The following is a 13,222-nucleotide window of genomic DNA, read 5'->3' as shown; positions in this document are numbered from 1 at the left end:
CCGGCTTTGGGGAAATGGTTGCGCGCGATGAGCGAGACAATGCCGATCCACGCCATATTGCCCCGATTGCTCGCCGCGCTGCGGGACGCGAGCAACGCCGTGCTGGTGGCGCCGCCGGGCGCGGGCAAGACCACCGCGGTCGCGCCCGCCTTGCTCGCCGAGCCCTGGTGCGTCGGCGAAGTGCTGCTGCTCTCGCCTCGCCGCCTCGCCGCGCGCGCGGCGGGCGAGCGGATGGCGGCGCTCGCCGGCGAACCGGTTGGCAAGACCTTCGGCTATGCCACGCGGATGGACAGCAAGCGCTCGGCGGCGACGCGCGTGACCGTCGTCACCGAGGGTATCTTCGTCAATCGCATCCAGTCCGATCCCGAACTGTCGGGCGTCTCGGCGGTCTTGTTCGACGAAGTGCACGAGCGCAGCCTCGACAGCGACTTCGGACTGGCGCTGGCACTGGATGCACAGGCGGCGCTGCGGCCCGACCTGCGGCTGGTGGCGATGTCGGCGACGCTCGACGGCGCGCGGTTCTCCACGCTGATGGGCGACGCGCCGGTGATAGAGAGCGAAGGCCGCAACTATCCGCTCGAGCTTCGCCATATCGGGCGTGCGGCCGAGGCGCGGATCGAGGATTCGGTGGCGGCGGCGGTCCGCACCGCGCTGCGCGAGGAGACCGGCGGGGTGCTCGCCTTCCTTCCCGGCGTCGCCGAGATCGAGCGCACCGCCGAGCGGCTCGGCGAGATCGGCGGGGTGGTGCTGCATCGCCTCCACGGCAGCATGGATCCCAGCGCCCAACGCGCGGCGATCGCCCCTGATCCGGAGGGGCGGCGAAAAGTAGTGCTGGCGACGTCGATCGCCGAAACCTCGCTGACGCTCGACGGCATCCGGATCGTGGTTGACTCGGGGCTTGCGCGCCGCCCGCGCTACGATCGGGCGGCGGGAATGACGCGGCTCGTCACCGAGCGCGCGAGCCAGGCATCGGTCACCCAGCGCGCGGGTCGCGCGGCGCGGCAGGGGCCGGGCGCGGCATATCGGTTGTGGGAAGAGGCGGCGACTGCGGGACTGCCGCGTTTCGACCCGCCCGAGATACTCGAAGCCGACCTCTCGGCGCTGATGCTCGATTGCGCCCTGTGGGGCGTCGCCGATCCGCGCGATCTCGCCTGGCTCGATCCGCCGCCCGAGGCCGCGGTCGTCGAAGCCCGCAGGCGGCTGACGACGCTGGAGGCACTCGACGCGGACGGCCGCCCGACGGCGCACGGCAAGGCGATCGCGCGGCTGCCCCTGCCGCCGCGGCTGGGCCATATGCTCGTCCGCGCGGGGGAAATGGGATTGGCGCACACCGCCGCGCAGGTTGCGGTGCTGCTCGGCGAGCGTGGGCTCGGCGGGAACGATCCCGATCTCGAGCTGCGGCTGCGGCGCTGGCGGAGCGAACGCGGGATGCGGGCAGAGAATGGGCGGAGGCTGGCGGAACGATGGGCGAAGCTTCTCCCTCTCCCCTTCAGGGGAGAGGGTCGGGGAGAGGGGCTTGAACCGCGAACGCCCCGCACTCCCCCTCTCCCCGACCCTCTCCCCGCAAGCGGAGAGAGGGAGCTTGATATCGCCATCTGCATCGCACTCGCCTTTCCGGATCGGATCGCGCGGCGGCGCGATGCTTCCGGGGAGAGCTGGGTTTCGGCCGGCGGGCGCGGGTTCAGGCTCGACCCGACATCGCCACTCGCCCGCGCGGAATGGCTGGCGGTGGCGGAGACCCAGGGCATGGCTGCGGGCGCCCGGATTCTCTCCGCTGCGCAGATCGAGGCCGAAACCGTCGAGGCATTGTTCGGCGACCGGATCGAGACGCGCCGCAGCGTCCGCTTCGATGCCGCGACCGGCCGCATCGAAGCGCTGCGCGAACGTCGGCTCGGCGCGATCCGGCTTTCGAGCGGGAGCGATTCGGCTGCGAGCCCTGCCGAGATCGAGGCGGCGCTGCTCGAAGGGGTGCGAGAACACGGTCTCTCGCTGTTGCCATGGTCCGAAACCGCGCAGGCACTGCGGACTCGCGCGGCCTATGCGGGGATCGAGACGCTGAGCGACGCGGCGTTGCTGGCGAGCCTCGACGACTGGCTGCCGGCCGCGCTCGCAGGCAAGCGCCGGCTCGACGCAGTCGCGACCGAGGCGCTCACCCAGGCGCTCCAGAATCTGCTCGGCTGGGAAGGACAGAAGACAGTGGAGCGTCTCGCCCCGGCGCGGCTCGAGACCCCCGCCGGCTCCAGCCATGCGATCGACTATGCCGCCGAGGCGGGACCGACGGTCGAAGTCCGCGTCCAGGCGCTGTTCGGCCTCGCTACCCATCCCGTGCTGGGTGACGGCACGCCGCTGGTGCTCAGTCTCACTTCGCCCGCGGGGCGGCCGATCCAGACCACGCGCGATTTGCCCGGCTTCTGGAAGGGCAGCTGGGCGGTGGTCGCGAAGGAAATGCGCGGCCGCTATCCCCGGCACCCCTGGCCCGACGATCCCGCAAGCGCATCGGCGACGCTCAGGACCAAAAAGGCTGATGCAAGGAACGCCGCGCCGCGTTAAGGCGCTGAGGATTCATTGGAGGCCCAGGTGAGAACCGCCCGTATCTATCAGCGCCCGAAGAACGCGATGCAGTCCGGCCGCGCACGCACCGATCAATGGCTGCTCGAGCTCGAGCCGCTCACTGCGCAGCAAGCCGATCCGCTGACCGGCTGGAACGGCGGCAGCGAAACCACCAATCAGATCCGCATCGCTTTCCCGACCCTCGATGCCGCCAAGGCGCATGCCGAGCGGGAAGGCTATGCCTATCACGTCGTTCCCGCGCCGACGCACAAGCTCAAGCTCCAGGCCTACGCCGACAATTTCCGGTAGGGCGCCTAGGCGCCCGCCCTTCCCCGTCATCCCGGATGTTAGGCTTTCCCCGAAAACCGCCGGGTTTTCGGCTGGAAAGTCTTGCAGTCCGAGATCCACCGCGCCGCAAGCCTCTGCGGCCCGGTGGATGACGATGGCGAGCTAGTCGCCCAGTAGCGACTGAGCGAGCAGCAGCAGCAGTTTCACGTCGATCGCCACGCCCTCGGCGCGTTTGGCGGCGACAAAATCGGGTACGTCGCGGCGCGCGACGCGGTGGACAATGATGTCCTCGCCTTCGATCCCGCCGCCTTCGCCTACCTTGGTGAGCCCGGTCGCGCGGACCAAAGTGAAACCTTCGGTGACCATCCCCGGCGAGGCGTGGAAGAAGCCGAGATCCTGGGCCTGGTCACAATGATAGCCCGTCTCCTCCTCGAGCTCGCGCCGCGCGGCGTCCATCGCGGTGTCGTCATCGTGCGAATCGCCGATCAGCCCGGCGGGAAGCTCGAGGCAGCGTCGCCCGAGCGGCACGCGATATTGCTCGACGAGGAGGACATGGTCGTCGGCATCGATCGCCAGGATCACCGCTGCCTCGATGCCGCGGGCACGCGCGACGAACTCCCATTTGCCCTGCCGTTTGGCGACGATCCACTTGCCTTGCCAGACGGTCTCGACCGGCTCTTCGGGTGCACTCATAATTCGATCAGACGGTCCGGAAGTTCGTTGGTGTCGCCTTCGCTGCGCGGGAAATGTTCCGCAAGCACCTTGCCGATCTGCGCGACGGCTTCGGCGAGACCGTCGCCGGGCCGGCCGTCCCTCACGGCAAGGATGAGCGCGGCCATCGCCTCACCCCACACGTCGGCGGCCACCTTCGAATGGATCGATTCGTCAGCGATGATCTCGGCACGGTGCTCGGCGAGCGACAGATAGAGCAGCACGCCGGTGGAGGCCTTGGTGCGCTTCTCCGCAGCGGTTCGGAACAGCGTCAGCGCGCGCCGATTGACGCGGCGCGACTTGGTCGCCCCGGGCGTGAGCGCGATCCTGAGCGCATCGATCGCGAGGACGACGCGCGCGACGAGGAAGGTCACCGCCATCAGAACCAATGCGAAGGTGAGATACCAGCGCGGCGGCGTATCCGACCAGGCGTCGATCAGCCGGGCATGGAGCCATTCGACCGGCGCGGGCTGCCATGCGAGCAGCGCGAGCACGAGCAGCATCGCCAGCACCGTCCAGTGCAGCGCGACATCGTGATAGGCATCCGAGCGCCCCGCCACGACGGCGACGATCTCGCCGTCGGTGGAAAGTTCGGCCTCGGTGACTGCGGCGCTCACCCGCACATGATCGGCTTCGGTCAATCGCATCACCAGCTCCCCGAGGCGCCGCCCCCTCCGAACGATCCACCGCCGCCGGAGAAGCCGCCGCCACCGCCGCCTCCCCAGCCACCGCCGTCGCCCCCACCGCCGCCGCCCCATCCCGACGAGCCGCTGCCGCGGCTCATTTCGCTGGCGATGCTCCACAGGATGATCGGCAGCACGCCGCCGTCGTCACGCCGATAGCGGCGCGCGCCCCACGGGCCCTGCCGCCGGCGCTTGCCGAACCGGCTGAACCCGAACATCGGCAGGATCACGAAGAGGAGAATGATCCCCCAGAAGAGCAATCCGATCGGAAAGCCGCCACCGCTGCGCCGGTTCTGCCGGTGCGTGGAGCTCGCTTTGTCCGCCTGCGCCTTTGCCTTGGCTTCGGCGGCCTCCAGCGGCAGCTTCATTTGTTCGCCGATCGCCTGCGCGCCCGCCACGATGCCGCCGGGCATGTCGCCGGCCTTGAAGCGCGGCAGGATCGTGTCCTGGATGATGCTGCTCGACATCGCGTCGGTCATGATCGGCTCGAGGCCATAGCCGACTTCGATCCGGACCTTGCGCTCCTTGGGCGCGACGATGAGGAGGATGCCGTTATTGGCGTCCTTCTGCCCGATCCCCCAGGCTCGGCCGAGCTGGTAGCCATAGTCTTCGATCGGATATCCCTGAAGATCGGGGATCGTCGCGACGACGAACTGGCGCGTGGTCGCCTTGTTGATGTCCTCGGCGAGCTTGGTGATTTCCGCCTTCTGCGCATCGTTGAGCAGATTGGCGGCATCGACGACCGGTTCGCGATCGCGCTTGGGGAAATTGGGCTGCGCCTGCGCCGCCATCGGCAGCAGCAGGAGCAAGGCGAGCAGGGCCCGGAGCAACCTCATGCGCCGGCTCCCGGCCCGATCTCGCTTATGATGCCGTCGACACCGGCGGCGATGCCCTTGGGCATGTCGCCCGCGCGGAACGCCGGAAGGATCGCGTCGCGCAGAATGCGACCCGCCTCCTCGTCACGCAACGCCTTTTCGAGGCCGTATCCCACTTCGATCCGTGCCTTTCGTTCGTTGGGCGCCACGATCAGCAGCACGCCATCGTCAACATCCTTGCGTCCCACGCCCCAGCGTCGACCAAGATCGACGCCGAAGGTGGCGATGTCCTGCCCGTGCAGGCTGGGTATGGTGACCACGACCAGTTGGTGCCCGGTCGCCTTTTCCAGTTCCGCCGACTGCGCGGCGAGGCGCGCCTCCTGTTCAGGCGCGAGCAGATCGGCATCATCCACCACGCGCCCCGTCAAAGCCGGCAGCGCCGTTTGCGACGCTACCGGCTGGTCCACCGGCGCTGCACTGCAGCCTGCCAGTGCAAGCGCGAAGGCGAGCCGCAGGATGATCAGCTGCCGTTCCCGAAATCGACGGTCGGAGCATTCTCCGCGCCCGCCTTGGCCTGGAAGGGCGTCATCGGCTTCGAGCCATAGAAGATCTTGGCGCCGACCGCGTCGGGGAAGGTGCGGATGCGCGTGTTATAGGCCTGCACCGCGGCATTATAATCGCGGATCGAGATGGCGATGCGGTTCTCGCTGCCTTCGATCTGATCCATCAGCGTCTGGAAATTCTTCTGGCTCTGAAGCTGTGGATAGGCCTCCTGCAGACGCTGGAGCGACAGCGACAGGCCGTTCTGCGCCTGATTGAACGCCGACAATTTGGCCGGATCGGTGAGATCGTCACCGCTGACCTGGATCGAGGTCGCCCTGGCGCGGGCATTGACGACGTCCGTGAGGATCTTGCTCTCCGACCCGGCCGCGCCCTTCACCGTCGCGACGAGATTGGGGATCAGATCGGCGCGGCGCTGGTAGTTGGTCTGGACATCAGCCCAGCGCGCCTTGGCATTCTCCTCCGCGGTGGGCACGCTGTTGAGCCCGCAGGCCGAGAGCAGGGCGGCGCCAGCAAGCGCGAGAACGGCACGAAACTTCATCACCTGGTGATCCTCCGGATCTTGTCGAGAAGTGTCTTATACGACGGCAACACTGGAGCCCGAAAGCGAAATCGGACATGTAACGATACCGAACGACTGCAAAGGAGGTTTGTGCCCATGTGGAAGGAATTCCGGACGTTCATCGCGCGCGGCAACGTGCTCGATCTCGCAGTGGGCGTGATCATCGGTGCCGCTTTCGGCACGATCACCAAGTCGCTGACCGACGATTTGATCATGCCGGTGGTCGGCGCGCTCTTCGGCGGGCTCGATTTCTCGAGCTATTTCCTCAAGCTGGGCGCGGTGCCCGCGAGCTATACCGGATCGCTGACCGATTATGCCGCGTTGAAGGCCGCGGGCGTGCCCTTGCTCGGCTTCGGCGCGTTCATCACCGTGGTGATCAACTTCCTGATCCTCGCCTTCATGATCTTCCTGCTGGTGCGCTTCGCCAACAAGGTGCTGCGCAACAGCGCGGAGGCTGCGGCCGATCCGGCGGAAGTCGAGCTCCTGCGCGAGATCCGTGACGAGCTGAAGAAGCGGGGCGGCGCGGTCTAGGCCGCGGCAAGCTCCTCCGCGACGGCATCGGCGAGGCTGGTGCCGTCGAGGATGCGCGCGGTCTCGTCGCGCACCCGCGCCATGGCGTGGCGGATGGCACAGCTCGCCTCATCCTTGCAGTCGTTGCACGGGCGATAGGCGGTGCGGCTGACGCAGGGTACCAATGCGAGCGGCCCTTCGATCACGCGGATGATCTCGCCCAGCGAGATCAGGTGCGGCGGACGGGCGAGCCGATAGCCGCCCATCTTGCCGCGTGTCGACAGCAGGAATCCCGCCTCGCGCAGATCGGCGAGGATGAGCTCGAGAAACTTCCTCGGCACATTGGCTTCGGTCGCGATGCGATTCATCGGCACGGGCCCGGTGGCGGACTGCTGCTGCGTGAGGAAAAGCATCGCTCGAAGCGCGTAACGGGAACGCTGCGTCAACATGATGCACCCTTCATGCCAAGTGATTGCCTCTATGTGAACCCCTTAGGGGTGCCAACCTGACCTTTTCATTAAGCAAAGAGCACCCTATATGGGTCGTGCCGGGTTCGCCCGGCTATGGGGATAAACGAAGGCGTGCAATAGGCACAGCGGACCCGGGGGCAGTACCCGGCGGCTCCACCATAAATGGTGGTGTACTGGACACCGTTTCTGACGGGGCCGAACCAGGATCGACGTGTGTTGAAAAGCGCTATCTATCTCTCAGCGTGGGCCACTGTGACGGTCCATTACACAAGTGCCAACGATAACGAAGCACTCGCTATTGCGGCGTAACCCTACGGCCTAACGGCCCAAGGTTATTCCAAAATGCGCGGTTGGACCCCACCGGGCAACAGAAGGGGAATCCAGCGGTACGGGGAGCACCGGGCAACAGAAGCTCCCCACTTCCACTAATCCCGCTTCCCATGCTGGACGGTCGGGAGTGTTGCGCGCGCCCCGCTCATACAGCCAAGCCCGCCTGCTCGCTTATCCGTTCACGTGCGACGGTAAGGCGTATCGGCAAAGTAGATTTCCGGGGCATAGCCATGCTGCCTGCAGAGCGCCTCCACCGCATGTCTCTCGTCCGATTCAGCGAATCCCGGTCCGATACCGATGCTCATCACGGGCAATTTCTCAGCCTCACCCGCCAAGTATAAATCGAGATATGGGACCAACCTATCACCTGATGACCGAACCTTTATGTGATCTTTCTCATCCTCACTGATAACAGATATCACCCTCCACTCCCCCTCTCTTACAAATGATTTGTGCTTATTTAGAGCAGAGCAGTTTTCTATAGCGTAGTCATACCATCTAGCGGCATCCTCTATCAAATTTTCATCTATGCCGTTTGAAGTCTTCTTGATAAGCTCTATGAGGATGTCATCGAATATCTTTGATATCACGCCAGACTGACGTTCGTGGAGATATTCCACCTTAGCAAATCCGAACTGAGCGTCATCTGGCTCAGCCGTCTTGAAAATCAGAGGCCCGTTGAGGCCGACAGTGTAGCCGCGTCCGTCGCGCCCGTACCCTCTCCATTGGCTCAGATCATCGGAATCCGCTGACAAAGAAAAAACAAATCGATGATCATTCGACGAAATAAGGTGGTATTTTAGTATTTCTATACAAAGCTTCTTCGCGGCTTCCGAAGCACTATCGTTCGACAGCACCGTCTCAACATAAGAACGAGATGCCCCGCAAAAGTGGCGCTGTTCCTGTCGATCATTCAGAAAACGTAGATCTGTCGCCCATACGACACCGCTCTGTAGCATTCCAACTAGACCAGATGCATCAGTATAATGATAGAGTACATCCGGAACGTCGACAGGATTGGTATAGAGAGCTTTTGCGATCCAGCTTCTCGCAACATGTTCAAATTGATTCGTTGTCATGACGGGGATGATCGCACAGAAAATCTTCCGTGCAAGACGTCAATCGCTTCGTCAGGTAAGGCCAAGCGACGCAGTCGCGCTATGCACAGGGGCCCCGCGGCGGAGATACACCAAAGAAAAAGGGGCCCGCGTTTCCGCGAGCCCCTTCATCCCCTCCGAACTTTCGCCGGTTTTTAGTCGCGGTCGCCGGTCAGGAACGCGGGCAGGCCGATGTCCTCGCCGCCTTTGTCCTCGCCGCCTTCCGAACGTTCGCGGCGCGGGCCGCGCCCACCGTCACGATCGCCACGGCCTTCGCCGCGCGGACCACGATCTCCGCCGCCTTCACGACGCGGGCCACGGTCACGATCGCCACCACGGCCACCGCCGCGCTGGCGGTCGCCACGATCGCCGCGATCACCGCGCGGGCCGCGATCGCCGCCTTCGCGGGGCTCGCGGGCCGGACGGGTGTCTTCCAGCTCTTCGCCGGTCTCCTGATCGACGACGCGCATCGACAGGCGAACCTTGCCGCGCGGATCGATCTCGAGGACCTTGACCTTGACTTCCTGGCCTTCGCTCAGGACGTCCGAGACCTTCTCGACGCGCTCGTTCTTGATCTCCGAGACGTGGACGAGACCGTCCTTGCCGCCCATGAAGTTCACGAAGGCGCCGAAATCGACGAGGTTGACGACCTTGCCGTTGTAGATCTTGCCGACCTCTGCCTCTTCGACGATGCCCTTGATCCAGGCGATCGCCGCCTCGATCTGGCTGTGGTCGCTCGACGAGACCTTGATCACGCCTTCGTCGTCGATGTCGACCTTGGCGCCGGTGGTGGCGACGATCTCGCGGATCACCTTGCCGCCGGTACCGATCACGTCGCGGATCTTCGACTTGTCGATCGTCAGCGTCTCGATGCGCGGTGCGTGCGCCGAGAGCTCCTCACGGGTGTGATCGAGCGCCTTGGCCATTTCGCCGAGGATGTGCGCGCGGCCTTCCTTGGCCTGGTTCAGCGCGACGCGCATGATCTCTTCGGTGATGCCGGCGATCTTGATGTCCATCTGCATCGTGGTGATGCCTTCGGACGTGCCCGCGACCTTGAAGTCCATGTCGCCGAGATGATCCTCGTCGCCGAGGATGTCGCTGAGGACGGCGAAGTCCTTGCCCTCGAGGATCAGGCCCATCGCGATGCCCGAGACCGGGCGCTTGAGCGGCACGCCGGCGTCCATCAGGCTGAGCGAGCCGCCGCACACCGTCGCCATCGACGACGAGCCGTTGGACTCGGTGATGTCGGAGAGGACGCGGATCGTGTAGGGGAACTCTTCCTTGGTCGGCAGCACCGGGTGCAGCGCGCGCCAGGCGAGCTTGCCGTGGCCGACTTCGCGACGGCCCGGGGCGCCGAAGCGGCCCACTTCGCCGACCGAGTAAGGCGGGAAGTTATAGTGCAGCATGAAGTGCTCGTAGTTGAGCCCGTTCAGACCGTCGATCATCTGCTCGGCGTCGCGGGTGCCGAGCGTGGTGGTGCAGATCGACTGGGTCTCGCCACGCGTGAACAGCGCCGAGCCGTGCGCGCGGGGCAGGAAGTGCACCATTGCCTCGATCGGACGGATCTGGGTGGTGGTGCGGCCGTCGATGCGGGTGCCGTCCTTGAGGATGGCGCCGCGGACGATCTCCGCCTCCAGCTTCTTCATCAGCTTGCCGGCAGCCATCTGGTCCTGCGGCGCGGCGTCGGCGAAAGCTTCCTTGGCCTTGGCACGGGCTTCGTTGAGCGCGCTCGAGCGGGCCGACTTGTTGGTCAGCTTGTAGGCGGCTGCGATGTCCTTGCCGACGAGCTTCTTGAGCTTGTCCTTGGCGGCCGAGAGATCGGCCTGGGCGGCCATTTCCCACGGATCCTTGGCGGCCTGCTCGGCGAGGTCGATGATCGCGTTGACGGCCTGGCGGCACGCCTTGTGCGCGAACTGGACGGCGCCCAGCATCACTTCCTCCGAAAGCTCCTTGGCTTCGGATTCGACCATCATCACGGCTTCGCCGGTGGCGGCGACGACGAGATCGAGATCGCCTTCCTTGACCTGATCGAGCGTCGGGTTGAGGACGTACTCGCCGTCGACATAGCCGACGCGCGCGGCGCCGATCGGGCCCATGAAGGGCACGCCCGAGATGGTGAGCGCTGCCGAAGCGGCGACCATCGCGAGGATGTCGGGCTCGTTCTCGCCGTCATAGCTCAGCACCTGGGCGATGACGTTGATCTCGTTGTAGAAACCCTCGGGGAAAAGCGGGCGGATCGGACGGTCGATCAGGCGGCTCGTGAGAGTCTCCTTCTCGGTCGCGCCACGCTCGCGCTTGAAGAAGCCGCCGGGGATGCGTCCCGCGGCCGAATACTTCTCCTGATAATGGACGGTGAGCGGGAAGAAATCCTGCCCTTCCTTGACCGAGCGCGCGGCCGTGACGGCGCAGAGCACGACGGTTTCACCCAACGTCGCGAGCACCGCGCCGTCGGCCTGGCGGGCAACGCGGCCCGTTTCGAGCGTGAGCGTCTTGCCGCCCCACTCGATCTCCACTTTCTTCATGTCGAACATTTTATTTCCTTCACTCCCCGCGCCCGATGCGCGAGGGGCCTATTAGTCGAGCCGTTCCTGGCTCGTGGAGAGAGGCCGGATTGCCCTTCTCCTTTGTGCTCCTGCGGAGGCAGGAGCCCAGGGTCACAAGCGAATCGCCTGAAACCCTGGATCCCCGCCATCGGGCCCCAGCAAAGTACTACTTTGCTGGGAACCCCAAGCGGGGATGACGCAATACGTAAACGGCCCGCCGAAGCGGGCCGAACGATTGCGTCACTTGCGAAGACCGAGCTTCGCGATGAGGTCTGCGTAGCGACCCTCGTCCTTCTTCTTGAGATAGTCGAGGAGGCTGCGGCGCTTGTTGACCATCAGCAGAAGACCGCGGCGCGAGTGATTGTCCTTCGCGTGGGTCTTGAAGTGCTCGGTCAGGTTGACGATGCGCTCGGTGAGGATCGCAATCTGCACTTCGGGGCTGCCAGTGTCGCCCTTTTCGCGGCCATGTTCCTTGACGAGCACATCCTTGCGCTCTTGCGAAATCGTCATGTGTCTTTTTCCTACGACATCACTTTACAGGTTGAACCCGCGGACGACCCGGACGAGTCCGGACTGAGCCTCCACCAGCGCGACGGGAGTTTCCTCCAGCAGCGCGAAATATTGGCCATCCCTCAAGTCAGGGGCATCAGCGGCGATCCCGGCCAGAACCTGCCCCTGTCGGAGCAGCCCTGCCTGGTCGGGAGTGAGGGATAGAGCCGGGATGTCGTCCAGCCCCGCCCTCAATGGCAGGAGAAGGTGTTCAAGCGTGCGGGCCTTAGCGGCATCGGCCAGTTTGTCCAGCGAAATCGCGGAATCGAGCGTGAAGGGGCCAGCCTTGGTGCGGCGGAGCATCGTGACGTGGCCGACCGTGCCCAATGCGAGCGCGATGTCGCGCGCGAGTGAGCGGATATAGGTGCCCTTGGAGACATGCGCGGTGAACGTGGCCGCCTCGAGCGGCCCGTTCCCGCTTTCAGCGAAATCGAGCGCCTGGATGACGACGTTGCGGCTCGCAAGCGTCACTTCCTCGCCAGCGCGGGCCAGATCATAGGCACGCTCGCCATCGACCTTGAGCGCCGAATAAGCGGGCGGAATCTGCGCGATGGGCCCGGTGAAGTGCGGCAGGACCGCAGCGATGTCCCGCGCCGTCGGGCGCACATCGGATCGCGCAATCTCGACACCCTCGGCATCGAGCGTGTCGGTCTGCACGCCGAACCCGATGGTGAACTCATAGGCTTTGTCGCTGTCTAGCATCCGCCCGGCGAGCTTGGTCGCCTCGCCGATCGCGATCGGCAGCACGCCGGTGGCGAGCGGATCGAGGGTCCCGCCATGCCCGACCTTGGGCATATCCTTTTTCTTTGGGCCATAGCCGGCTTCGCGCAGCGCGCGCTTCACTGCGCTCACGCCTTGCGTGGAGCCGAGCCCGAGAGGCTTGTCGAGGATGATCCAGCCGTGCACCGATCAGCCCGGTATTCTGGTGCGTTGCATGAAATGCCGCCGGCACAAGGCGACATAGCGTTCGTTGCCGCCGATCTGCTTCTGCTCGCCCTGCCGCACCGCCCGGCCCGAATCGTCGACGCGCAGATTCATCGTCGCCTTGCGGCCGCATTCGCAGACCGACTTTATCTCGACGAGCGAGTCCGCCAGCGCGAGGAGCTCGGCCGAACCTTCGAACAGCTTTCCCTGGAAATCGGTGCGCAGACCATAAGCGAGCACCGGGACGTCGTCCTCGTCGCACAAGGCGGCGAGCTGACGGACCTGCACGGCCGAGAGAAACTGCGCCTCGTCCACCAGCACGCAGGCGAGCGGCGCTTCGAAATGCGCGTCCTGCGCGATCTGCTGGAGGTCGGTTTCGGTTGCGAAGGGTATCGCAGTGGCGCTGATGCCGAGCCGCGAATCGATCACCCCCTTGCCGCCGCGATCATGCACGCCCGCGGTGAACAGCAAGGTGCGCATGCCGCGCTCGCGATAATTGAAATCGGCCTGGAGCAGGGTGGTCGATTTCCCCGCATTCATCGAGGCATAATAGAAATAGAGCTTGGCCATGGCGGCTTATTGCCCAATTTCCGGGACCGGACCAGCATGGCGAGACCCATGCCGCAGGA

Annotated in this window: 14 protein-coding genes and 1 other RNA gene; 4 read left to right on the top strand and 11 right to left on the bottom strand. The window is 65.1% G+C overall.

From position 1 onward, the window contains the following. Nucleotides 1-27: 27 nt before the first annotated feature. Entirely contained in the window at nt 28-2,550 is a 2,523-nt protein-coding gene (hrpB, locus tag BR78_RS0115595) for an ATP-dependent helicase HrpB (protein ID WP_029937014.1), read from the top strand. A 27-nt stretch (nt 2,551-2,577) separates the two neighbouring features. Then, nucleotides 2,578-2,859, top strand: a complete 282-nt coding sequence (locus tag BR78_RS0115590; RefSeq protein WP_029937013.1) for an ETC complex I subunit — start codon at nt 2,578-2,580, stop codon at nt 2,857-2,859. Nucleotides 2,860-3,000: 141 nt separating this feature from the next. Here the strand turns inward: BR78_RS0115590 and BR78_RS0115585 are convergent, their stop codons facing one another. Genes BR78_RS0115585 through BR78_RS0115565 form a run of 5 tightly spaced genes read right to left on the bottom strand, consistent with a single transcriptional unit; the run spans nt 3,001 to nt 6,149 of the window. Beyond that, a complete protein-coding gene (locus tag BR78_RS0115585) occupies nt 3,001-3,531 on the bottom strand; it encodes an NUDIX hydrolase (protein ID WP_029937012.1) in 531 nt (176 codons plus the stop codon). Beyond that, nucleotides 3,528-4,196, bottom strand: a complete 669-nt coding sequence (locus BR78_RS0115580; protein ID WP_029937011.1) for a TPM domain-containing protein — start codon at nt 4,194-4,196, stop codon at nt 3,528-3,530. Before BR78_RS0115580 ends, BR78_RS0115585 begins: the two co-directional genes overlap by 4 nt. After that, a complete protein-coding gene (locus BR78_RS0115575; protein WP_029937010.1) occupies nt 4,196-5,068 on the bottom strand; it encodes a TPM domain-containing protein in 873 nt (290 codons plus the stop codon). The genes BR78_RS0115580 and BR78_RS0115575 overlap by 1 nt, the downstream gene beginning before the upstream one ends. Further along, nucleotides 5,065-5,514 (bottom strand): TPM domain-containing protein, encoded by a 450-nt coding sequence (locus BR78_RS20605; protein ID WP_231478274.1) that lies wholly within the window; start codon nt 5,512-5,514, stop codon nt 5,065-5,067. The genes BR78_RS0115575 and BR78_RS20605 overlap by 4 nt, the downstream gene beginning before the upstream one ends. 53 nt (nt 5,515-5,567) lie before the next feature. After that, nucleotides 5,568-6,149 (bottom strand): LemA family protein, encoded by a 582-nt coding sequence (locus BR78_RS0115565; protein WP_029937008.1) that lies wholly within the window; start codon nt 6,147-6,149, stop codon nt 5,568-5,570. Between the two features lie 117 nt (nt 6,150-6,266). On the opposite strand from BR78_RS0115565, the gene mscL reads away from it, so the two are divergent. Continuing rightward, complete coding sequence (gene mscL, locus BR78_RS0115560) at nt 6,267-6,701, top strand: large conductance mechanosensitive channel protein MscL (protein WP_029937007.1); 435 nt, start codon at nt 6,267-6,269, stop codon at nt 6,699-6,701. Here mscL and BR78_RS0115555 read toward each other — a convergent pair. Next, nucleotides 6,698-7,129 (bottom strand): RrF2 family transcriptional regulator, encoded by a 432-nt coding sequence (locus BR78_RS0115555; RefSeq protein WP_029937006.1) that lies wholly within the window; start codon nt 7,127-7,129, stop codon nt 6,698-6,700. The genes mscL and BR78_RS0115555 overlap by 4 nt on opposite strands. A 58-nt stretch (nt 7,130-7,187) precedes the next feature. Here BR78_RS0115555 and ssrA point away from each other — a divergent pair. Continuing rightward, nucleotides 7,188-7,533, top strand: a transfer-messenger RNA (tmRNA) gene (gene ssrA / locus BR78_RS21415). A 126-nt stretch (nt 7,534-7,659) separates the two neighbouring features. Here the strand turns inward: ssrA and BR78_RS21410 are convergent. From BR78_RS21410 to BR78_RS0115530, 5 genes are all read right to left on the bottom strand, one after another. Beyond that, the gene (locus BR78_RS21410) at nt 7,660-8,559 is read right to left on the bottom strand and encodes a DUF2971 domain-containing protein (RefSeq protein WP_081855806.1); all 900 of its coding nucleotides are present in this window, start codon (nt 8,557-8,559) and stop codon (nt 7,660-7,662) included. 173 nt (nt 8,560-8,732) lie between these two features. Further along, nucleotides 8,733-11,108, bottom strand: a complete 2,376-nt coding sequence (gene pnp / locus BR78_RS0115545; RefSeq protein WP_029937004.1) for a polyribonucleotide nucleotidyltransferase — start codon at nt 11,106-11,108, stop codon at nt 8,733-8,735. Between the two features lie 252 nt (nt 11,109-11,360). Further along, a complete protein-coding gene (gene rpsO, locus BR78_RS0115540) occupies nt 11,361-11,630 on the bottom strand; it encodes a 30S ribosomal protein S15 (protein ID WP_029937003.1) in 270 nt (89 codons plus the stop codon). 24 nt (nt 11,631-11,654) lie between these two features. After that, nucleotides 11,655-12,575 carry a tRNA pseudouridine(55) synthase TruB gene (gene truB / locus BR78_RS0115535; protein ID WP_029937002.1) on the bottom strand — a complete coding sequence of 307 codons (921 nt, stop codon included), beginning with the start codon at nt 12,573-12,575 and terminating at the stop codon, nt 11,655-11,657. A gap of 3 nt (nt 12,576-12,578) precedes the next feature. Continuing rightward, nucleotides 12,579-13,163 carry a thymidine kinase gene (locus BR78_RS0115530; protein ID WP_029937001.1) on the bottom strand — a complete coding sequence of 195 codons (585 nt, stop codon included), beginning with the start codon at nt 13,161-13,163 and terminating at the stop codon, nt 12,579-12,581. Nucleotides 13,164-13,222 lie beyond the last annotated feature (59 nt).

This window comes from Sphingomonas sp. UNC305MFCol5.2, from assembly GCF_000712135.1.
Lineage (GTDB): Bacteria > Pseudomonadota > Alphaproteobacteria > Sphingomonadales > Sphingomonadaceae > Sphingomonas.
Note: the sequence above shows the minus strand (reverse complement) of the source record. Positions and strands in the feature narration are given on the sequence as shown.

Excerpts from the sequence above, each read along its gene's own strand:
- BR78_RS0115585 (WP_029937012.1), bottom strand. The coding sequence starts at position 3,531 with ATGAGTGCACCCGAAGAGCCGGTCGAGACCGTCTGGCAAGGCAAGTGG.
- BR78_RS0115575 (WP_029937010.1), bottom strand. The coding sequence starts at position 5,068 with ATGAGGTTGCTCCGGGCCCTGCTCGCCTTGCTCCTGCTGCTGCCGATG.
- BR78_RS0115565 (WP_029937008.1), bottom strand. The coding sequence starts at position 6,149 with ATGAAGTTTCGTGCCGTTCTCGCGCTTGCTGGCGCCGCCCTGCTCTCG.
- BR78_RS0115530 (WP_029937001.1), bottom strand. The coding sequence starts at position 13,163 with ATGGCCAAGCTCTATTTCTATTATGCCTCGATGAATGCGGGGAAATCG.
- BR78_RS0115580 (WP_029937011.1), bottom strand. The coding sequence starts at position 4,196 with ATGCGATTGACCGAAGCCGATCATGTGCGGGTGAGCGCCGCAGTCACC.
- pnp (WP_029937004.1), bottom strand. The coding sequence starts at position 11,108 with ATGTTCGACATGAAGAAAGTGGAGATCGAGTGGGGCGGCAAGACGCTC.
- BR78_RS21410 (WP_081855806.1), bottom strand. The coding sequence starts at position 8,559 with ATGACAACGAATCAATTTGAACATGTTGCGAGAAGCTGGATCGCAAAA.
- rpsO (WP_029937003.1), bottom strand. The coding sequence starts at position 11,630 with ATGACGATTTCGCAAGAGCGCAAGGATGTGCTCGTCAAGGAACATGGC.
- mscL (WP_029937007.1), top strand. The coding sequence starts at position 6,267 with ATGTGGAAGGAATTCCGGACGTTCATCGCGCGCGGCAACGTGCTCGAT.
- BR78_RS0115555 (WP_029937006.1), bottom strand. The coding sequence starts at position 7,129 with ATGTTGACGCAGCGTTCCCGTTACGCGCTTCGAGCGATGCTTTTCCTC.
- hrpB (WP_029937014.1), top strand. The coding sequence starts at position 28 with ATGAGCGAGACAATGCCGATCCACGCCATATTGCCCCGATTGCTCGCC.